Raw genomic sequence first — 19,480 nt, 5'->3', positions numbered from 1 at the left:
TTCTTTGCGCATGGAAAAACACAGCGACACGGGTATTGCCGATAACAAGGGCTGCGGAGGCCACGACAGTCGATGGGGTATTCGCCGATTCTTTGGCGTTTCTAACAGTCTTTCTTCGCTGCTCCGGTTCCTTCACCGTCGAGCACGCTATTCCTACAGCCCCTTGCCAAACGCTTTTTAGGCCTCGTCCGAGCACCTCTGGCACTGATCATGCCGTTCCGCTGCTCCCGTTTCGGCACTCGTTCGGGCGTTCGTTGACTAAACGGAGAGAGCCACTCTTTCCGTAGCGGGTCCGATGCCTAATTCAAATCTGGAACACAAGACCTTTCTTTTGCTGCTGGTTGCGGTTTCCGTAGCATTCGGTTGGGTATTGCTGCCATTCTCTGGTGCAGTGTTCTGGGCAGCGGTACTTGCCATACTGTTTGCACCTCTCCAGCGTCGTCTCTATCGGCGCTTCCACAGCCGCAACTTGAGCGCTTTGCTCACTCTGACGGTCTGCGTACTGCTGGCCGTGGTGCCGATGCTGATCGTCACCGGCCTTGTGGTGCAAGAAGGGGCCAGTCTCTACAAGCGTATCGAAAGCGGGGAACTGGATATCGGTGCTTTCCTTGGGCAGATCAAGGATATGCTGCCGTTGACCATTCGCCAGATGCTCGACCGTCTCGGCCTGAGTGACCTCGGCAGTCTGCGTGACAAGATGTCCAGCGGGGCGTTGCAGGGCAGCCAGTTCCTTGCCACCAAGGCGTTCAATTTCGGCCAAGACACCTTCCAGTTCGTGGTCGGTTTCTTTGTCATGCTCTATCTGCTGTTCTTCTTCATCCGCGACGGCGGCGAACTGAGTGGGCAGATCAAGCGCGCCATTCCCCTCAGCGAAGCGCAGAAGCGCCGGTTGTTCAGCAAATTCACGCGCGTGGTGAGGGCCACGGTGAAGGGTAACATCGTGGTGGCAGCGGCCCAGGGGGCACTGGGCGGATTGATCTTCATGATCCTGGGTATCCCCAGCGCCTTGCTCTGGGGCGTGCTGATGGCGTTTCTTTCGCTGCTGCCGGCCATTGGCGCGGGTCTGGTCTGGGCACCGGTGGCGGTGTACTTCCTGCTCAGCGGCGCGTTGTGGAAGGGCGTGGTGCTGGCACTGTTCGGGATCTGCGTGATCGGCCTGGTAGATAACATCCTGCGGCCGATCCTGGTGGGTAAAGACACCCGCATGCCGGACTACCTGGTGCTGATCTCCACGCTCGGCGGGCTGAGCCTGTTCGGCCTCAACGGATTCGTCATCGGCCCGCTGATCGCGGCCTTGTTCGTGTCCTGCTGGGGTCTGTTCACCGATGGTAAGAACGACCGCATCATCACATCCTGACCTACCTCAGCCGAGGGCGGCGATACCGGCCTGACGCGCCAGATCCAGCAGTGGTTGCGGGTAGACACCAAGGAAGAATGCCAGCACGGCGATCGCCAGCAGCATGATGCCCCCGGCCCGCTGCCCCCAGTTGAACGGCGCGTCATGGCGGCGCAGGTTGGGTTCGAGCAGGAACAGTGTCACCATGACCCGCAGGTAGTAAAACAGGCCTATCGCGCTGCCCAGCACCAATGCCCCGATCAGCCACCAGAGCCGCGCCTCGACACCCACCGCGACCAGGTAGAACTTGCCGATGAACCCGGCTGTGAGTGGGATGCCGGCGAGTGAAAGCATCATTACCGTCAGCACAGCGGTCAGATAGGGACGGCGCCAGAACAGCCCTCGGTATTCGTAGAGGGCATCGGCGTCGCGGCCGCTGTAGGGTGTCGACATGAGCGTGATCACGCCGAACGCGCCGAGGCTGGTGAGCACGTAGGTCAGTAGGTAGACGCCCACCGCCTCCACTGCCAGGCCCCGGCTGGCCACCAGCGCCACCAGCAGGTAGCCGAAGTGGGCGATGGAGGAGTAACCGAGCAGCCGCTTGAGGTTGCTCTGCAGCAGAGCCAGCAGATTGCCGATCAGGATCGAGGCGATGGCGATCAGTGCCAACAGGTCGTGCAGCCAGGGGTTGGTGCCAGCCGGGGCGAGCTGGAACAGTCGTAGCAGCGCGGCGAACACTGCCACCTTGCTGGCTGTGGCGAGGAACGCGGTGACCGGCGCCGGTGCACCCTCGTAGACGTCCGGCGTCCACAGGTGGAAGGGCACCAGGGACAATTTGAACGCCAACCCGACCAGCAGCATGCCCATGCCGATCTGGATCAGCGGTGATGTTCCAGTGGCGCTTTCCAGCGTTGCTCCGACCCCAACGAAACCCAGCGTGCCGGAACCTGCGTAGAGCAATGCCATGCCGAACAGCGGGAAAGCCGACCCGGCGGCGGACAGCACCATGTACTTGATGCCGGCCTCCAGCGAGCGCCGGTTGAAGAAGGCGTAGGCGACCAATCCGTAGGTCGGTACCGATAGTAGTTCCAGGCCGATGAACAATCCGGCCAGATGCTGTGCGCTGACCAATACCAAGCCACCGGCAGCCGCCAGCAGCATCAGCAGGTAGAACTCTTCACGATTGCCGGGATAGCCGGACCGGCCGGACTCGCCGAGGTAGGCGTGGGCCAGAGTGAGGCAAGCCAGGGTGGCGACCAGTATCAGGGCCATGTAGAAGCAGGCGAAGCGGTCCACCAGCAGCAGTGGCGTGACCTCCAGCGGTGCCACTCGTAGCGCTGGGATGATCGACAGCAGGGCCAGATTCAGGCCGATCACCGAGAGCATGAAGGTCAGGCTGTGATGCCGCCGCCAGGCAATGGCCAGCATCACCACGACGATCGTGGCGGAGAGTACCAGCAGGGGCAGCAGGGCGACGAAGTGGGAAGTACTCAGGTCCATGCGCGAACTACCAGGTCGAAACCAGTTGGGAGAAGGCCGCACCCAGCCATTGCTGGACGCCGTGCATGCTGGCTGCCGAAGTGTCCAGCAACGGCTGCGGATAGAGGCCGAGCAGAACCAGCAGTCCGATCAAGCTGAACATCATGGTCAACTCGCGGCCGTTGAGGCCGGCCAGTGTTGTCTCGTCGTGGGCGGGGCCATAGAAAGCCCGCTGCATCACGATCAGCGAGTAGATCGAAGCCAATACCAGCCCGCCGGTGGCGAGGACGGCGATCAAGGGAACCACCTGGAAACTGCCCAGCAGGATGAGAAACTCTCCGATGAAGTTGCCTGTGCCGGGTAAGCCGAGGGAGGCGGCGGAGAAGAACAGCATCACCCCGGGCAGGTAGTTCAGCCGGCCCCAGAGCCCGCCCATCTGGCGCATGTCGCGGGTATGCAGGCGCTCGTAGAGCTGGCCGCAGAGGATGAACAGCGCGGCGGCGGACAGACCGTGAGCGACCATCTGCACCACCACGCCCTGCAACGCCAGCGGGTTGCCGGAATAGATGCCGATCAGCACGAAGCCCATGTGCGACACGCTGGTGTAGGCCACCAGCCGCTTGATGTCGGTCTGGGCGAAGGCCAGCAGGGCGCCGTAGACGATGCCGAGCAAACCGAGCCACATGGCGATCGGGGCGAATTCCGCCGAGGCGTTGGGAAACAGCGGCACGGCGAAGCGCAACAGGCCGTAGGCGGCGGTCTTCAGGAGGATGCCGGCGAGGTCCACCGAGCCGGCGGTGGGTGCCTGGGCGTGGGCGTCGGGCAGCCAGGAGTGCACCGGTACTACCGGCAGCTTCACCGCGAAGGCGACGAAGAAGCCGAGCATCAGCAGGTATTCGGTACCGGGAGCGAGATTGGCCTGCAGCAGCAGCGAATAATCGAAGGTGAGCACGCCGGTTTCGTTGAAGTTGACGAACACCAGCCCAAGGATCGCCACTAGCATCACCAGGCCGCTGGCCTGGGTGAAGATGAAGAACTTGGTCGCCGCGTTGATCCGAGAACTGCGGCCATCCTCGGCACTGTGCCCCCAGAGCGCGATGAGGAAGTACATCGGCACCAACATCATTTCCCAGAAGAAAAAGAACAGGAACAGGTCGAGGGCGAGGAACACGCCGATCACGCCGCCGAGAATCCACATCAGGTTTAGGTGAAAGAAGCCGACGTGCTTCTGGATTTCCTTCCAGGAGCAGAGCACAGAGAGCACACCGAGCAGACCAGTAAGCAGGATCATCAGCAGCGACAGGCCGTCCAGGGCCAGATGCAGGTTAATGCCGAAGCGCTGAATCCATGGGTACTTGAACTCCAGCTCCCAGACTTGCTCGCTGCCGGGTGTGGGCGCCAGGTGGAATTCGCCCTGGCTCCACAGCCAGAGGCCGAGCAGCAGCACCAGGGCCATGGTGGCCAGTGCCAGCCAGCGCGGCAGGGTGAGGCTGAAGCGTTCGGCCTGCCAACAGAGCAGGCCGCCGATGAAGGGGATCAGGATCAGCCAGGGCAGAATCATCTCGGGCTCGTTCTCCATTCAGTCCGTGTCGCCGATGGCGGTCGCTCGCCGGTCCATGTTCGTACCTACACCAATGCCAGGGCGCCGAGCAGCAGTACCGCGCCGCCGGCGAGGGAGGCTGCATACCAGCGCAAGCGACCGCTTTCGGTCTGGCTCATCAGCCGGTTGCCGCCTTTTGCCAGCTTCGGGATCTGGGTGATGCCACGGTCGAACGGATCGCGTCCGAGCAGTCGGCAGAGCAGTAAGTAAGGCCGCACGAACAGCTTGTCGTAGAGCCAGTCGAAGCCCCAGGCGGCATACCACCAGGCGGCGAATAAACGGCCCGGCGCACTCTCCGCGAGGCGCACGACGAACCGCCGTTGGCCGAGGAAGAGCAGGGCGGCCAACACGATGCCGGATACCGCGACCACCCCGGACAGTAGTTCCAGACTGTGCTTGGCCTCGCCGCCGGCTTCCCCCGCACTGGCTGGCAGCACCGTGGCCAGCGGTGGGTGGATCAGCGCACCCATGAAGGTGGACAGCACCAGCAGCACACCCAGCGGCAGCCAGTGGCTGACGCCGTGGCCGGCATGGGCCTCGGTCTTCGCCTCGCCGTGAAAGGCGATGAAGATCAGACGGAAGGTGTACAGCGAGGTGAGGAAGGCGCCTATCAGGCCCGCCAACAGCAGGGGCCGATGGCCGCTGGCGAAGGCTTCCCAGAGGATTTCATCCTTCGAGTAAAAACCGGCGGTAATGAACGGCAGCGCCGCCAGTGCCGAGCCGCCGACCAGGAAACAGGCGTAGGCCAGCGGCAGCGGCCGGCGCAGACCGCCCATCTTGAAGATGTTCTGTTCATGGTGGCAGGCAACGATCACCGCGCCGGAGGCGAGGAACAGCAGGGCCTTGAAAAAGGCATGGGTCATCAGATGGAAGATCGCGCCGCTCCAGGCGCCGACGCCAAGGGCGAGGAACATATAGCCAATCTGGCTCATGGTGGAGTAGGCGAGAATGCGCTTGATGTCGGTCTGTACCAAGGCGGCGAAGCCGGCCAGCAGCAGCGTTACTGCGCCGACGATGCCGACCAGTTCCAACGTCGTCGGCGTCAGGCTGAACAGGCCATGGCAGCGGGCGATCAGATAGACGCCGGCGGTCACCATGGTCGCCGCGTGGATCAGTGCGGAAACCGGCGTCGGACCGGCCATGGCATCGGCCAGCCAGGTCTGCAACGGCAATTGCGCGGACTTGCCGACTGCGCCGCCGAGCAGCAGCAGGGTCGCCAGGGTGAGTTGCGGATCGCCGCTGGCGAAACGTTGCGGCGCCAGGCTGAGCAGTTCCTGGATGTGCAGCGTACCGAGGGCGTGGAAGAGGATGAACAGGCCGATAGCCATGAACACATCGCCGACCCGCGTGACGATGAACGCCTTCAGCGCCGCCGCGCCGTTGGCCGGGGTGCGGTAGTAAAAGCCGATCAGCAGGTAGCTGCATAGGCCCACGCCCTCCCAGCCGAGATAAAGCAGCAGCAGGTTATCGGCCAGAACCAGGAACAGCATGCTGGCGACGAACAGGTTCATGTAGGCGAAGAAGCGCGAATAGCCTTCCTCGCCGCGCATGTACCAGGAGGCGAACAGGTGGATCAGGAAGCCGACGCCGGTCACCACGCCGAGCATGGTCAGCGACAGCCCGTCGAGGTGCAGGGAGACGGCCGGGCGGAAGCCTTCCACCGCCAGCCATTGCCAGAGCATCTGGACATGGGGCGCTCCACCCGCTGCGAGGAACTGCCAGCCGGCATACAGTGCTACCAGCGCAGACAGCCCCACCGAACCAACGCCGATCAGCGCCGCGAGGTTTTCCGGCAGACGCCCACGGGATAGCGCCAGGACGACGAAGCCGAGCAGGGGAAAGGCAATGGTCAGAAAGAGCAGGTTCATCCGCGCATCTCACTGGCAGCGTCGATATCCAGGGTGTCGAAACGGCGATAGAGCTGAAGCAGGATCGCCAGCCCGATGCTGGCCTCGGCGGCAGCCAGGCTGAGCACCAGGATGAACATGATCTGGCCGTCGGCCTGGGCCCAACGACTACCGGCCACGACGAAGGCGAGGGCGGCGGCATTCATCATGATTTCCAGGCTCATCAGTACGAACAGAATGTTGCGCCGTACCAGCAGGCCGACCAGCCCCAGGCTGAAGAGCAGACCGGCGACGGCGAGGCCGTGTTCCATGGGCAGTCCAGGCATGGCTTACTCCTTCGCCTCGTGGCGTCCGAGGTGGTAGGCCGCGACCAGTGCGGCGAGCAGCAGCATGGAGGCCAGCTCTACCGCCAGCAGGTAGGGGCCGTACAGGCTGATCCCGACAGCCTTGGCATCGACGGTTTCCAGTCCGGCCGGCGTGCCCAGGTAGCCTTTCGCCAATACCCAGGCCAGCTCGCCGAACAGCAGCAGGGAGAGCAGCGCCGGGCCGACCCACATACCCGGACGGAGCCAGCGGCGTTCCTGCTCGATGGCCGCCTGGCCGAGGTTGAGCATCATCACTACGAAGACGAATAGCACCATGATCGCCCCGGCGTAGACGATGATCTCCAGCACCCCGGCGAAAGGTGCGCCGAGTGCGAAGAAGCACATGGACACCGCCAGCAGCGAGACGATCAGGTAGAGCAGGGCATGTACCGGATTGGTGTGGGTGATCACCCGTAAGGTAGCGAGGAAGGCGATGCCGGCCGAGAAGTAGAAGGCGAATTGCATCAGGCGCTCCTTGGTGTGGAGGCGGGGTGGGGCTTATGGGCGCTCGCCTGCAGGTATGAGCAGGGTAGTGGGTGGATGGGGGCTTCGGTTATGTGTAAGGCGATGCTCCGCCCCCTCACCCTACGCCGGGCGCCCCCAGCCCTCTCCCCAAAGGGGCGAGGGAGTATCCGAGTAGGGGTGTTCCATCTGTACCTGGCTTTTGCTTGGTTGGGCCCGAAGGTGCAAAAAAAGCCATACATCGGGCTATCGGGGTGCTCATACCAACCCCCTCGCCCCTCTGGGGAGAGGGTTGGGGTGAGGGGGCGGACTTTCGGCATACGAAGAACCTCTGACTTACCTCGAACGAACCCCGGCATCGCCCCGGCCACGCGCGATCCAACTATCCACCTCAAAACACCAAGACCCATCGCCCGCCTCATGGCATCAACCCCTTCACATTCACCGGCTCCGCCTCGCTCTTCGCCGCTCCCTTGGGCTTGCCGGCAATGGCCATGCCGGCCACGCGGTAGAAGTTGTAGCCGTGGTCCTTGCCCGGCCCGGAGATCAGCAGGTCTTCCTTCTCGTACACCAGTTGCTGCCGGTCGTACTCGCACATCTCGAAGTCAGGGGTGAGCTGGATAGCGCTGGTCGGGCAGGCTTCCTCGCACAGGCCGCAGAAGATGCAGCGGGAGAAGTTGATGCGGAAGAACTCCGGGTACCAGCGGCCGTCGGGCTTTTCCGCTTTCTGCAGGGAGATGCAGGCCACCGGGCAGGCTACCGCGCAGAGGTTGCAGGCCACGCAGCGCTCCTCGCCGTCGGGGTCGCGGGTCAGCACTATGCGGCCACGGTAGCGGGGAGGCAGGTACACCGGCTCTTCCGGGTACTGCAGGGTGTCGCGCTTGCGAAAGGCGTGGGAAAAGATCATCACTAGGCTGCGCAACTGGGTGTAGGTGCCGTGGAGAACATGCAGGATTTCTTTCATCTCCGTCTCCTCAGCGGGCAGCCAGCACGAAGGCGCCGGTCACCAGCAGGTTGATCAGGGTCAGCGGCAGGCAAACCTTCCAGCTGAACGCCATCACTTGGTCGTAGCGCGGCCGCGGCACCGAAGCACGCAGCAGGATGAACAGCATGATGAAGAACGCCGTCTTCAGCGCGAACCAGACGAAGGACAGCGAGGGCAGGAGGCCGAACGGTCCGTGCCAGCCGCCGAAGAACAAGGTCACCAGCAGCGCCGAGATGAGCATGATGCCGATGTACTCGCCGACGAAAAACATGCCCCATTTCATGCCGGCGTATTCGATGTGATACCCGTCGGCCAGCTCCTGCTCCGCTTCCGGCTGGTCGAACGGATGACGGTGCGTCACCGCGACGCCGGCGATGAAGAAGGTGGCGAAGCCGAGGAACTGCGGAATGATGAACCACACGCCATCCGCCTGGGCCTGGACGATGTCGCGCATATTGAAGGAGCCGGCCTGGGCCACCACGCCCATCAGCGCCAGGCCCATGAATACCTCGTAGGAGAGTGTCTGCGCCGAAGCGCGCAGGGCGCCGAGCAGGGCGAACTTGTTGTTGCTCGACCAGCCGGCGAAGAGCACCGCGTAGACCGCCAGTCCGGCCATGCCGAAGAAGAACAGCAGACCGATGTTCAGGTCGGCGACGCCCCAGGTCGGCGTCACCGGTACCACGGCGAAGGCGATCAGCAGCGCGCTCATGGCGACGATAGGGGCCAGGGTGAAGATCAGTCGGTCGGCGAACGGCGGTGTCCAGTCTTCCTTGAAGAACATCTTGATCATGTCCGCACCGAGTTGGAAGGCACCGAACGGACCCACCCGGTTGGGCCCATAGCGGTCCTGCCAGAGCCCGAGCAGGCGTCGCTCCACCCAGCTCAGTAGAGCGCCGGTGACCACCACCACCAGCAGGATGGCGATGGCCTTGAGCGCGGCCACCAGCACGGCGACGACATCAGCAGTCAGCCAGCTCATTGCGCAGCCTCCTGCAGGTCGGCTGCCCATTGGCCGGCGAGAGGCGGAATGCCGTCGAAGCCGGCAGGCAGTCCGACCAGCCCCTCGCTCAGTTCCTGGGTGATGCGCAGCGGCAGGCGCAGCGTCCGGCCGTCGAGGGTCAGGCTGAGCCAGGTGCCGTCGTTCACGCCAAGGCGGGCTGCATCGGCTTCGGACAACGCCACATAGGCTGCGCACATGCGCTCCTGGATCGGCGCGGCACGCGCGGAGGTTTCCTCGCTGCCGAACAGGTGATGGAGCGGGACCACCCGCCAGCGGCCGGGCTGGGGTTCGAAGGCGGCCGGCGCGGTGAACCAGCCAATGCCATCGCCCTGGGGCTCGATCAGGCGTATCCCCGGATCGCCGGCGCGCAGGTGGCCGCCCACCTCGTCCTGGAACTTGTTCCAGGCCTGCGGCGAGTTCCAGCCCGGCGCCCAGGCAAACGGGATCTGCTGGCGCGGCAGCGCGGCGCCGGCGTAGCCCTCCATGGAGAAGGCGAAGGGCGTGTCGCTGTCCTGCGGTGTGCGTGGCTCGTGCACGCTGATATTGGCGCGCATGGCGGTGCGGCCGCTGTAGCGGTGCGGTTCGCGCGCCAGCTTGAGGCCGCGGATGCGGAAGCTGGCCTTGGGTGCTGCGTCGCGGATGCCGGCCAGGGCCGGTAGCGCATTGGCGCAAGCATCGGTGACCTGGTCGAGCTGGGTCCAGTCCACTGGTTTGCCTTGCAGCGTGCTGTGCACGGCGTGCAGCCAGCGCCAGCTTTCCCGGATCAGATTACCGGCGTCGTAGTAGGCCGGGTCGAATACCTGGAAAAAGCGTTGTGCGCGGCCTTCCTGGCTAACCAGGGTGCCATCGCCTTCGGCGAAGCTGGCGGCCGGTAGCAGCAGGTGGGCGCGCTCGGCGGTGGCGGTGCGCTGGTGATCGGCCACGATCAGCGAGCGAGTCGCTTGCAGGGCAGCGTCCACCTGGGCCTGACCGGCACGCCGGTACAGGTCGTTTTCCAGCACCACCAAGGCATCGACATGGCCATCGCTCAAACGTTGCAAGGCTTCGTCCAGCGAGACGCCACCGAGCAGGGCCAGCCCCAGGCTGTTGGCTTCCGGGACGACCAGGCTGATCGAGCCCGCCTTGCCGCGCCGGTGCAGGGCTTTGGCGATGTTGGCGGTAGCCTCGATGAGCGCCGCACTGCCGAGGGACATGCCCGAGACCAGCAGCGGCCGTTGCGCCGCCAGCAAGGTATCGGCGATACGTCGGGCCAGCGCTTCGGCTTCCGGCTCCAGGCCAGTCACTACCGGAGCCTGATCGTCCAGCGCATGGGCCACGGCGAAGCCGAGGCGGGCGAGGTCCTCCGGCGCGGCGTGCACGCATTCCTCGGCCACGTCGTCGAGGCGGGTTGCGGCCAGGCTGGCGATGAACAACGGGTACAAGGCGTGCTGGCCGATGTTCTGCACCGCCGCGTTCAGCCAGGGCTGCAGTTTCATCGCGGCGGCCATGGCTTCGGCCTTGCCCTTGACTGTCTGACGCAGGGCCAGGGCGATACGCGCGGCGGTCTGGGTCAGGTCCTCACCGAGCACGAAGACGGCGTCGTGGTCCTCCATCTCGCGGATCGAGGCGATGGGCAGCGGGCTGTTGCGCTGGACGTCGAGGGTCAGTCGCAGGAGTTCAAGTTCGGCGGCGCCGATACCACAGGAGAAATTCGCTTCGCCGACCAGTTCGCGTAGGGCGAAGTTGCTTTCCAGGCTGGCGCGTGGCGAGCCGATGCCAATCACCCGCTTGCCGGCAAGCAGCTCGGCAGCCTTGTCCACCGCCGCGTCGAGACCCAGGGTGCGGCCATCGATCAGCGGCTGCCGCGGACGGTCGGGGCGGTTGACGTAGCCGTAGCCGAAGCGGCCGCGGTCACAGAGGAAGTAGTGGTTCACCGAGCCGTTGTAGCGGTTCTCGATGCGGCGCAGCTCGCCGTAGCGCTCGCCGGGACTGATGTTGCAGCCGGACGAGCAGCCGTGGCAGATACTCGGGGCGAACTGCATGTCCCACTTGCGGTTGTAGCGTTCGGAATGGGTCTTGTCGGTGAACACACCGGTCGGGCAGACCTCGGTGAGGTTGCCGGAGAACTCGCTTTCCAGCACGCCATCCTCGATCCGGCCGAAGTAGACGTTCTCGTGGGCGCCGAACACACCGAGGTCGGTGCCGCCGGCGTAGTCCTTGTAGTAGCGCACGCAGCGGTAGCAGGCGATGCAGCGGTTCATCTCGTGGGCGATGAAGGGGCCGAGGTCCTGGTTCTCGTGGGTGCGCTTGGCGAAGCGGTAGCGCCGGCGGTTGTGGCCGGTCATCACGGTGACGTCCTGCAGGTGGCAGTGGCCGCCTTCCTCGCATACCGGACAGTCGTGTGGGTGGTTGGTCATCAGCCACTCCACCACGCTGGCGCGGAAGGCCTTGGCCTCTTCGTCGTCGATGGAGATCCAGGTGTTGTCGCTGGCCGGGGTCATGCAGGACATCACCAGGCGGCCGCGCTTGTCGTTCTCGTCGCTGAACTGCTTGACCGCGCACTGACGGCAGGCGCCCACGCTGCCCAGCGCCGGGTGCCAGCAGAAGTAGGGGATGTCCAGCCCCAGCGACAGGCAGGCCTGCAGCAGGTTGTCCGCTCCGTCGACTTCGAACGATTTACCGTCTACGTGGATCGTGGCCATGGTTCCCGGTTTCGTCGTAGGGCCCGCATCGCGGGCCGTCATTCGTATTCCCTCCGTGCGGAGGGGCCCCGCTTTACACGCCGACCGCCTCCAGCCGGGCGATGCCGGCTTCGAACTCCGGTCGGAAATACTTGATCGCACTGGCCAGCGGCTCCACCGCGCCCGGTGCGTGGGCGCAAAAGGTCTTGCCGGGGCCGAGGAAGTCGCACAGCTGCTCCAGAATCTCGATGTCGCCGGGCTGGCCTTCGCCGCGCTCCAGTGCGCGCAACAGCTTCACGCTCCACGGCAGCCCGTCGCGGCAGGGCGTGCAGAAGCCGCAGGACTCACGGGAGAAGAATTCCTCCATGTTGCGCAGCAGGCCGACCATGTTGACCGTCTCGTCCACCGCCATGGCCAGCCCGGTACCCATGCGGGTGCCGACCTTGGCGACGCCGGCTGCGTAGAGCGGAGTGTCCAGATGTCCCGGCAGCAGGAAGCCGGTGCCGGCCCCGCCGGGTTGCCAGGTTTTCAGGCGATAGCCGTCGCGCATGCCGCCGGCGTATTCCTCGAACAGTTCGCGGGCGCTGATGCCGAACGGCAGCTCCCACAGGCCGGGGTTCTTCACCTTGCCGGAGAATCCCATCAGCTTGGTGCCCATGTCTTCGCTGCCGGGCCGGGCGAGGGCCTTGTACCAGTCCACCCCGTTGCCGATGATCGCCGGCACGTTGCACAGGGTTTCCACGTTGTTCACGCAGGTCGGCTTGCCCCAGACGCCGACGGCGGCGGGGAACGGCGGCTTGGAGCGCGGATTGGCGCGGCGTCCTTCGAGGGAGTTGATCAGCGCGGTTTCTTCGCCACAGATGTAGCGTCCGGCTCCGGTGTGCACGAACAGCTCGAAGTCGAAACCCGAGCCGAGAATGTTGCGCCCGATCAACCCCGCCGCCCGGGCTTCTTCCACCGCCCGGCGGAGGGTGCGCGCCGCGTCGACGTATTCGCCACGCAGGAAGATGTAGCCACGGTAGGCCTTGAGCGCCCGCGCGCTGATCAGCATGCCCTCGATCAGCAGGTGCGGCAGTTGCTCCATCAGCAGCCGGTCCTTGTAGGTGTTCGGCTCCATTTCGTCGGCGTTGCACAGCAGGTAACGCAGGTTCAGCGATTCGTCCTTGGGCATCAGCCCCCACTTCACCCCGGTGGGGAAGCCGGCGCCGCCCCGGCCCTTGAGCCCCGCGTCCTTGACCTGCTGGACGATCTCGTCCGGGCTCTGAGTGGTCAGCGCCTTGCGCGCGGCACTGTAGCCGTCCCGCGCCTGGTACTCGTCCAGCCAGACCGGTTCGCCGTCGTCGCGCAGGCGCCAGGTCAGCGGATGGGTTTCCGCGCTTCGCGGCACCCGGTTGGCCGTGGAGAACGACACGCAGCTCATGGGTAGGCCTCCAGCAGCCGGGCGATGGCCGAGGCGTCCAGATGGCTGTGGGTGTCGTCGTCCACCATCAGCGTCGGGCTCTTGTCGCAGTTGCCCAGGCAGCACACCGGCAGCAGGGTGAAGCGGCCGTCGGGCGTGGTCTGGCCGAGGCCGATGCCAAGCTCTTTCTCCAGCGCGGCCTGGATCGTCTCGTGGCCGTTGATGTAGCAGACCATGCTGTCGCACAGGCGGATGACGTGGCGGCCCACCGGCTGGCGGAAGATCTGGCTGTAGAAGGTGGCGACGCCCTCGACGTCGCTGGCCGGGATACCCAGCACCTCGGCCACGGCCGGAATGGCGCCATCCGGCACCCAGCCGCGCTGCTGCTGGACGATCTTCAGCGCCTCGATGGACGCCGCGCGGGCATCCTCGTAGTGGTGCATCTCGGCCTCGATGGCCGCGCGCTCGGCGGTGCTGAGGGTGAAGCGGTCGGTCTGGATCAGGCTGTTCTGGCTCATGGTCAGCGGTCCACGTCGGCCATTACGAAATCGATGCTGCCCAGGTAGGCGATAAGATCCGACACCATGCTGCCGCGGATCACCGCAGGAATCTGTTGCAGGTGCGGGAAGCTGGGCGTGCGGATGCGCGTGCGGTAGCTCATGGTGCTGCCGTCGCTGATCAGGTAGTAGCTGTTGATGCCCTTGGTCGCCTCGATCATCTGGAAGGCTTCGTTGGCTGGCATCACCGGACCCCAGGAGACCTGCAGGAAGTGGGTGATCAGGGTCTCGATGTGCTCCAGCATGCGTTCGCGCGGCGGCGGAGTGGTCAGCGGGTGGTCGGCCTTGAACGGGCCCTCGGGCATGTTGTTCAGGCACTGCTCGATGATGCGCAGGCTTTCGCGCATCTCGCCGACTTTCACCAGGCAGCGGTCGTAGGCATCGCCATTGGCGGCCAGGGGCACCTCGAATTCGAAGTGCTCGTAACCGGAGTAGGGGCGGACCTTGCGGATGTCATAGTCGAAGCCGGTGGCGCGCAGGCCGGCGCCGGTGACGCCCCATTCCAGGGCCTGCTGGGTGTTGTAGCGGGCCACACCGATGGTCCGGCCGCGCAGGATGCTGTTCTTCAGCGCGGCCTTCTCATACTCGGCCAGGCGCTTGGGCATCCAGTCGAGGAACTCGCGCACCAGCCGGTCCCAGCCGCGCGGCAGGTCGTGGGCCACGCCGCCGATGCGGAACCAGGCCGGGTGCATGCGGAAGCCAGTAATGGCCTCGACCACCTGGTAGGCGCGCTGGCGATCGGTGAAGGTGAAGAACACCGGCGTCATGGCGCCGACGTCCTGGATGTAGGTACCCAGGTACAGCAGGTGATTCAGGATGCGGAAGAATTCGGCCATCATCACGCGGACGAAGTCGACCCGGCTCGGCACCTTGATGCCGGCGAGCTTCTCCACTGCCAGCACGTAGGGCAGGTTGTTCATCACCCCGCCGAGGTAGTCGATGCGGTCGGTGTAGGGGATGAAGCTGTGCCAGGACTGGCGCTCGGCCATTTTCTCGGCGCCGCGATGGTGGTAGCCGATTTCCGGCACGCAATCGACGATCTCCTCGCCGTCCAGTTGCAGGATGATGCGGAAGGCGCCGTGGGCGGAGGGGTGGTTCGGGCCCAGGTTGAGGAACATGAAGTCCTCGTGCTCGCCATGGCGCTGCATGCCCCAGTCTTCCGGCTTGAAGCGCAGGGCTTCCTGCTCCAGGTCCTGCTTGGCGGCGGACAGGCTGTAGGGATCGAACTCGGTGGCGCGCGCCGGGTAGTCCTTGCGCAGCGGGTGGCCTTCCCAGGTCGGCGGCATCAGCATGCGGACTAGGTGCGGATGGCCGTCGAAGCGGATGCCGTACATGTCCCAGACTTCCCGCTCGTACCAGTTGGCGTTGGGCCAGATGGCCATGGCGCTGGGCAGCGACAGGTCGTTCTCGGCGAGGGCGACCTTGATCATCACGTCACTGTTCCGTTCCACCGAGAGCAGGTGGTAGAAGACGCTGAAGTCCGCCTCGGGCAGCCCCCGGCGCTGGGTGCGCAGGCGCTCGTCGACACCGTGCAGGTCGTAGAGCATGACGTAGGGCTGCGGCAATTGGCGGAGGAAGCGCAGTACCTCGATCAACTGCTCGCGCGGCACCCAGAGCACCGGCATGCCGGTGCGGGTGGCCTGGACGATGAAAGTCTCGGCGCCGAAACGGGCGCTCAACTCGGCCACCACGTCGGGCGGTGAGGCTGGGTACGGCGGTGTGTGCAATGCGCTGCTAGACGTCATGGATACCTGCTTCCGGTCAGCGTCGTGAGGAGCCGGTCCCGGCTCAGACTTCGTCGGGGCTGCGCAACTGGGTGACCTTGATCCTCTGCTCGCGCCGCTGCTCGCGTTGCGACGGCATTTCGGCGCGGTAGATGCCCTGGTCCCCGACCACCCAGGACAGCGGCCGGCGTTCCTCGCCGATCGATTCCTGGAGCAGCATAAGGCCCTGCAGGAAGGCTTCCGGGCGGGGCGGGCAGCCGGGCACGTAAACATCCACCGGGAGGAACTTGTCGACTCCTTGGACCACCGAGTAGATGTCGTACATGCCGCCGGAGTTGGCGCACGAGCCCATGGAAATCACCCACTTGGGTTCCAGCATTTGCTCGTAGAGGCGCTGGATGACCGGCGCCATCTTGATGAAGCAGGTGCCGGCGATGACCATGAAATCGGCCTGGCGCGGTGAGGCGCGGATCACCTCGGCGCCGAAGCGGGCGATATCGTGGGGAGCGGTGAACGCCGTGGTCATTTCCACGTAGCAGCAGGACAGGCCGAAGTTGTACGGCCACAGGGAATTCTTGCGCCCCCAGTTCACCGCGCCGTGCAGCACCTCTTCCAGCTTGCCCATGAACACGTTGCGGTGGACCTGGCTTTCCAGCGGGTCGGGCACGGTCTCCCGTTCACCGATCGGGTACTGCGCGTTGGCTGCGTTCGGATCGATCCTGGTGAGTTTGTATTGCATTACCCACGCCTCAAGGTTTGAGCTTCGCCTGCCGTCTGCGGCGCGACTCGGGAGACCAGTCGAGGGCTCCGATGCGCCAGAGATAGACAAGACCCGCCAGCAGAATGGCTATGAAAATGCTTGCCTCGATGAGGCCGGCCCAGCCGCTTTCCCGTACGGAAACGGCCCAGGCGAAGAGAAACAGGGCTTCCACGTCGAAGATCACGAACAACATCGCGACCAGGTAGAACTTGGCCGACAGGCGCAGGCGGGCGCCGCCGGTGGGAACGATCCCGGATTCGAAGGGGGCGTTCTTGCTGCGGCCGAAGGCCTTGCTGCCCAGCAGGCTGGAGACGCCGAGCATGAACGCACAGAGGCCGAAGACCCCCAGAAGAAAAACTGCAAAGCCCCAGTGATGGGACAAACTGGCCACATCAGGCATGCCGATGCTCCTTGGGCAACGGACGGTTTTTCTTTGATCGTGGTGACGCTAATCGGTTTCTTAACGGTTGAGTCAATTCGAGTGTAGGCGGGCCTTTCCGGGTAAGGAAATTTTTTGCCGAGAAAAATTTGCTCGGGTCTATGCCCGCGAGGCCCCTGATATAGAGCGGTTGCGAGGCGTTGCAGCATGGTTTTGCGGGGCTCGCATGGGCTGCCACCGCCATAACCCGGTGTTTCCCGGGAGGTGGTGCGCTATAGCCAAACGGTATTTTTCGACTTTTAAGCTGTACTAACGTACTAAAATCTCCGGCCTGCCATTTGCCTTCCAAGGAGAGAAACCCGGGTCTGCGCGGTAGCCGCTGCCTGTGGCATGTCGACCCTGCATAACGACAAGATGAGGGATTCGCCATGCCTGCTGCCAAGCCGTTCCGCTTGTCCGCTTTCGTTCTGCCGTTGCTGCTGCTTCCATTTGCGTCGCTACGCGCCGAACCGGGGGACTACAGCGTCTGGCAAACGATGATCAACCTGGTCTCGCCCCCGGCGGCGGACAGCCCGGTCACGCCGGCGCAACGGCTCGGGCCGTATCCGCTGCTGGCCAACCCCGCCGGTTTCGACAGCGGCTTCCGCCCGGGCAGCTACTACGCCTGGCAGACCGTCCAACTGGCGCCGCAGACCGGCGCGGTCTGCGGCAACGGCTCACCCTACAAGTTCTTCGTCAACCGCGTGCCGAACACACGCAACACCATCATCTATCTGGAGGGCGGCGGTGCCTGCTGGGACTACCCCAGCTGCAGCGGGCAGGGCGGTATCCGCGGTGCGCGCAACCCGAACGGCATTCCCGACGACTACATGGCCCTGCTGAATCCGGGCGCCAGCCTGGTCAGCCCCTTCGTCGTGCGCCTGCATCCCTGGACCCGGGTAAAGACACAGAACTGGAACATGGTCTATGTGCCTTACTGCACCGGGGACATCTATTCCGGCGACCGCGTGGCGATCTACCAGGACCCGCAGAACCCGGAGCAGCAGCCTCTGGTCTGGCATCACAACGGGTTGCGCAACGTGCGCGCGGTGGTCGGCTGGCTGAAGGACAACCTGCAGCGTCCGACCCAGATGCTCACCACCGGCTGCAGCGCCGGCGGAGCGGGCAGCCTGACCAACCATGCGGCGATCCGCCAGGACATCGCGCCGGACCGCGGCTTTCTCATCGACGATTCCGGTCCGGTGTTCAGCGCCATCGCCGGCAGCAATCCACAGGACTATCCATCGCTGCCGCTGCAGGGCTTCATTCGCCAGGCCTGGGGACTGGACGCCGGACCGCTGCCCTACTTGCAGAGTCGCCTGCCGGGGTTGAACCCCAATGACCTCGGCACCCTGTATCCAGCGCTGTCAGCCAACCTGCCGGGGGACCGCATGGGGCACACCCATTTCTGGAAGGACCTGAACTACTCGTCCTACTCCTACGAGCGCTTCTATCCCGACATCATCAACGCGCCGGACCAGGCAACGAAGCACGCGCTGATCCATGGCCGCTGGGACGTGGACACCGGTCGGCTGCGCAACGAACTGGCCAACCTGAGCAACTTCGGCGGCTACTTCCCGCAGTACCGGGCGGTCAACGAAAGCCACTGCACCAGCATCATCGAGTTCGCCAATGCGGATATCCAGGAGCAGAACCTGGAGCTGGACGATTTCGTCAGCAGCGTGCTCGATGGCAGCGGCCCGGTGTTGGATGCTTCCGAAACCAGCGACCAGGCCGACCGGCAGAAGCCGTTCAACCTGCTGTATTACGTGCTGGATCAGTTGCTCTGAGCCTCAACGTGCCGTTCGAGGAAGCGCAGCAGGGCGACTTCCTCGGTGCTCAGCCATTTGCGCTTGCGCGCTTTCGGCAGACGGGCCAGTTCGCCTCGGCCGAAGGCGTCCAGCAGGTTGGGATGGATATAGCATTTGCGGCAGACGGCCGGGGTGTTGCCGAGGGTCTTGGCCACCACCTTGACCGTCTCCACCAGATTCTTCCGCGCCTCGCTTTCAGGCTCCCAGGGTTGCTCACGGAGCCGGGCCAGTGCGAGGGCGCTGCCGGCCCAGGTTCGGTAATCCTTGGCGGTGAAGTCGGCGCCGCTGATTTCCCGCAGGTAGGCGTTGACGTCGGTGGACGTCACCGCGCGGCGCTCTCCCTGATCGTCCAGGTACTGGAACAGGTGCTGGCCGGGCAGCTCCCGACAGCGCCGCATGACCCGCGCCAGTCGCGGGTGATCGAGGCGGAGGCGGTGTTCGACGCCGCTCTTGCCGCGGAAGCGGAAGTGAATGGAGGCGCCTTTCACCTCGACATGGCGGTTGCGCAGGGTGGTCAGGCCGTAGGAACGGTTGTCGCGGGCGTACTGCGGATTGCCGATGCGGATCAACGTGGCATCGAGCAGCGCGACCACTGTGGCCATGATTTTTTCCCGGCACAGGCTGCGCAGGGCCAGGTGCTTTTCGATCTGCGCGCGCAGGGCCGGCAGGCTGTGGCCGAACTGGAGCATCCGCCCATACTTGTTGGCGTCGCGGATTTCCCGCCAGCGCGGGTGGTAGCGGTACTGCTTGCGGCCGCGTGCATCGCGGCCGGTGGCTTGCAGGTGGCCTTGCGGATCGCTGCAGATCCAGACGTCGCGATAGGCCGGGGGAATCGCCAAGCGCTCGATCCGGCGGATCTCGTCGGCATCGCGGATGCGCTCTCCTCGAGCATCGACATAGATGAACCGGCCGCGCAACGAACGCCGGCGAATGCCGGGCTGGCTGTCGTCGACGTAGTGGAGGTCCGGTGGCAAGAGGGGATCGGAGGGGGCCTCCGGTTCTTCCGTTGCAGTGGGAAGAGGGCTGCGGAGGGCCGGTGTCGCAGCATCGCTGTCGAAGCGCATGCGGTCTCCCTGC

General features: G+C 64.7%; 17 protein-coding genes. 3 read left to right on the top strand and 14 right to left on the bottom strand.

Annotation, left to right across the window (positions count from 1 at the left end; translation table 11 throughout):
• Together PIN01S_RS27045 and PIN01S_RS20740 are read left to right on the top strand one after the other, a co-directional pair.
• A partial coding sequence (locus tag PIN01S_RS27045; protein ID WP_218024721.1) for a hypothetical protein occupies window positions 1-181 on the top strand: 181 nt, incomplete at its 5' end.
• A gap of 114 nt (window positions 182-295) precedes the next feature.
• On the top strand, window positions 296-1,357 hold the full coding sequence (locus PIN01S_RS20740) for an AI-2E family transporter (RefSeq protein WP_084338520.1): 1,062 nt from the start codon (window positions 296-298) through the stop codon (window positions 1,355-1,357).
• 6 nt (window positions 1,358-1,363) lie between these two features.
• Here PIN01S_RS20740 and nuoN read toward each other — a convergent pair whose 3' ends face one another.
• The 13 genes from nuoN to PIN01S_RS20675 all read right to left on the bottom strand — a co-directional run bounded on the left by nuoN (window position 1,364) and on the right by PIN01S_RS20675 (window position 16,574).
• Window positions 1,364-2,836, bottom strand: coding sequence for an NADH-quinone oxidoreductase subunit NuoN (gene nuoN, locus PIN01S_RS20735; RefSeq protein ID WP_084338518.1), 1,473 nt, complete (start codon window positions 2,834-2,836; stop codon window positions 1,364-1,366).
• Window positions 2,837-2,843: 7 nt separating this feature from the next.
• Window positions 2,844-4,376, bottom strand: coding sequence for an NADH-quinone oxidoreductase subunit M (gene nuoM, locus PIN01S_RS20730; RefSeq protein WP_084338516.1), 1,533 nt, complete (start codon window positions 4,374-4,376; stop codon window positions 2,844-2,846).
• Between the two features lie 65 nt (window positions 4,377-4,441).
• Entirely contained in the window at window positions 4,442-6,283 is a 1,842-nt protein-coding gene (nuoL, locus tag PIN01S_RS20725) for an NADH-quinone oxidoreductase subunit L (RefSeq protein WP_084338514.1), read from the bottom strand.
• On the bottom strand, window positions 6,280-6,588 hold the full coding sequence (gene nuoK, locus PIN01S_RS20720; protein WP_084338512.1) for an NADH-quinone oxidoreductase subunit NuoK: 309 nt from the start codon (window positions 6,586-6,588) through the stop codon (window positions 6,280-6,282). Before nuoK ends, nuoL begins: the two co-directional genes overlap by 4 nt.
• 3 nt (window positions 6,589-6,591) lie before the next feature.
• Window positions 6,592-7,092 carry an NADH-quinone oxidoreductase subunit J gene (gene nuoJ / locus PIN01S_RS20715; protein ID WP_084338510.1) on the bottom strand — a complete coding sequence of 167 codons (501 nt, stop codon included), beginning with the start codon at window positions 7,090-7,092 and terminating at the stop codon, window positions 6,592-6,594.
• A gap of 415 nt (window positions 7,093-7,507) precedes the next feature.
• Window positions 7,508-8,053, bottom strand: a complete 546-nt coding sequence (nuoI, locus tag PIN01S_RS20710; protein ID WP_084338508.1) for an NADH-quinone oxidoreductase subunit NuoI — start codon at window positions 8,051-8,053, stop codon at window positions 7,508-7,510.
• Window positions 8,054-8,063: 10 nt separating this feature from the next.
• The gene (nuoH, locus tag PIN01S_RS20705) at window positions 8,064-9,053 is read right to left on the bottom strand and encodes an NADH-quinone oxidoreductase subunit NuoH (protein ID WP_084338506.1); all 990 of its coding nucleotides are present in this window, start codon (window positions 9,051-9,053) and stop codon (window positions 8,064-8,066) included.
• Window positions 9,050-11,755 carry an NADH-quinone oxidoreductase subunit NuoG gene (gene nuoG, locus PIN01S_RS20700; RefSeq protein WP_084338504.1) on the bottom strand — a complete coding sequence of 902 codons (2,706 nt, stop codon included), beginning with the start codon at window positions 11,753-11,755 and terminating at the stop codon, window positions 9,050-9,052. Before nuoG ends, nuoH begins: the two co-directional genes overlap by 4 nt.
• A gap of 73 nt (window positions 11,756-11,828) precedes the next feature.
• Window positions 11,829-13,154: an NADH-quinone oxidoreductase subunit NuoF gene (gene nuoF, locus PIN01S_RS20695; RefSeq protein ID WP_084338502.1), complete on the bottom strand. Its 1,326-nt coding sequence runs from the start codon at window positions 13,152-13,154 to the stop codon at window positions 11,829-11,831.
• The gene (gene nuoE / locus PIN01S_RS20690; protein ID WP_084338500.1) at window positions 13,151-13,651 is read right to left on the bottom strand and encodes an NADH-quinone oxidoreductase subunit NuoE; all 501 of its coding nucleotides are present in this window, start codon (window positions 13,649-13,651) and stop codon (window positions 13,151-13,153) included. Before nuoE ends, nuoF begins: the two co-directional genes overlap by 4 nt.
• Before the next feature lie 2 nt (window positions 13,652-13,653).
• Window positions 13,654-15,435: an NADH-quinone oxidoreductase subunit C/D gene (gene nuoC / locus PIN01S_RS20685; protein ID WP_084338498.1), complete on the bottom strand. Its 1,782-nt coding sequence runs from the start codon at window positions 15,433-15,435 to the stop codon at window positions 13,654-13,656.
• Between the two features lie 43 nt (window positions 15,436-15,478).
• Window positions 15,479-16,153, bottom strand: coding sequence for a NuoB/complex I 20 kDa subunit family protein (locus PIN01S_RS20680; RefSeq protein WP_084338496.1), 675 nt, complete (start codon window positions 16,151-16,153; stop codon window positions 15,479-15,481).
• Window positions 16,154-16,163: 10 nt separating this feature from the next.
• Window positions 16,164-16,574 (bottom strand): NADH-quinone oxidoreductase subunit A, encoded by a 411-nt coding sequence (locus PIN01S_RS20675; protein ID WP_084338494.1) that lies wholly within the window; start codon window positions 16,572-16,574, stop codon window positions 16,164-16,166.
• Window positions 16,575-16,981: 407 nt separating this feature from the next.
• On the opposite strand from PIN01S_RS20675, the gene PIN01S_RS20670 reads away from it, so the two are divergent.
• Entirely contained in the window at window positions 16,982-18,382 is a 1,401-nt protein-coding gene (locus PIN01S_RS20670; RefSeq protein ID WP_084338493.1) for a pectin acetylesterase-family hydrolase, read from the top strand.
• Here PIN01S_RS20670 and PIN01S_RS20665 read toward each other — a convergent pair.
• Window positions 18,370-19,467 (bottom strand): DNA topoisomerase IB, encoded by a 1,098-nt coding sequence (locus tag PIN01S_RS20665; RefSeq protein WP_084338491.1) that lies wholly within the window; start codon window positions 19,465-19,467, stop codon window positions 18,370-18,372. The genes PIN01S_RS20670 and PIN01S_RS20665 overlap by 13 nt on opposite strands.
• Between the last annotated feature and the right edge of the window lie 13 nt (window positions 19,468-19,480).

The sequence above is a fragment of the Pseudomonas indica NBRC 103045 genome, assembly GCF_002091635.1.
Lineage (GTDB): Bacteria > Pseudomonadota > Gammaproteobacteria > Pseudomonadales > Pseudomonadaceae > Pseudomonas_M > Pseudomonas_M indica.
The sequence above is the reverse complement of the archived record's forward strand: the minus strand, read 5'-3'. Positions and strand labels throughout refer to the sequence as shown.

Bases quoted from the DNA above. Each gene is read 5' to 3' on its own strand.
- PIN01S_RS20740 (WP_084338520.1), top strand. From the start codon at position 296: ATGCCTAATTCAAATCTGGAACACAAGACCTTTCTTTTGCTGCTGGTT.
- nuoN (WP_084338518.1), bottom strand. From the start codon at position 2,836: ATGGACCTGAGTACTTCCCACTTCGTCGCCCTGCTGCCCCTGCTGGTA.
- nuoM (WP_084338516.1), bottom strand. From the start codon at position 4,376: ATGATTCTGCCCTGGCTGATCCTGATCCCCTTCATCGGCGGCCTGCTC.
- nuoL (WP_084338514.1), bottom strand. From the start codon at position 6,283: ATGAACCTGCTCTTTCTGACCATTGCCTTTCCCCTGCTCGGCTTCGTC.
- nuoK (WP_084338512.1), bottom strand. From the start codon at position 6,588: ATGCCTGGACTGCCCATGGAACACGGCCTCGCCGTCGCCGGTCTGCTC.
- nuoJ (WP_084338510.1), bottom strand. From the start codon at position 7,092: ATGCAATTCGCCTTCTACTTCTCGGCCGGCATCGCCTTCCTCGCTACC.
- nuoI (WP_084338508.1), bottom strand. From the start codon at position 8,053: ATGAAAGAAATCCTGCATGTTCTCCACGGCACCTACACCCAGTTGCGC.
- nuoH (WP_084338506.1), bottom strand. From the start codon at position 9,053: ATGAGCTGGCTGACTGCTGATGTCGTCGCCGTGCTGGTGGCCGCGCTC.
- nuoG (WP_084338504.1), bottom strand. From the start codon at position 11,755: ATGGCCACGATCCACGTAGACGGTAAATCGTTCGAAGTCGACGGAGCG.
- nuoF (WP_084338502.1), bottom strand. From the start codon at position 13,154: ATGAGCTGCGTGTCGTTCTCCACGGCCAACCGGGTGCCGCGAAGCGCG.
- nuoE (WP_084338500.1), bottom strand. From the start codon at position 13,651: ATGAGCCAGAACAGCCTGATCCAGACCGACCGCTTCACCCTCAGCACC.
- nuoC (WP_084338498.1), bottom strand. From the start codon at position 15,435: ATGACGTCTAGCAGCGCATTGCACACACCGCCGTACCCAGCCTCACCG.
- PIN01S_RS20680 (WP_084338496.1), bottom strand. From the start codon at position 16,153: ATGCAATACAAACTCACCAGGATCGATCCGAACGCAGCCAACGCGCAG.
- PIN01S_RS20675 (WP_084338494.1), bottom strand. From the start codon at position 16,574: ATGCCTGATGTGGCCAGTTTGTCCCATCACTGGGGCTTTGCAGTTTTT.
- PIN01S_RS20670 (WP_084338493.1), top strand. From the start codon at position 16,982: ATGCCTGCTGCCAAGCCGTTCCGCTTGTCCGCTTTCGTTCTGCCGTTG.
- PIN01S_RS20665 (WP_084338491.1), bottom strand. From the start codon at position 19,467: ATGCGCTTCGACAGCGATGCTGCGACACCGGCCCTCCGCAGCCCTCTT.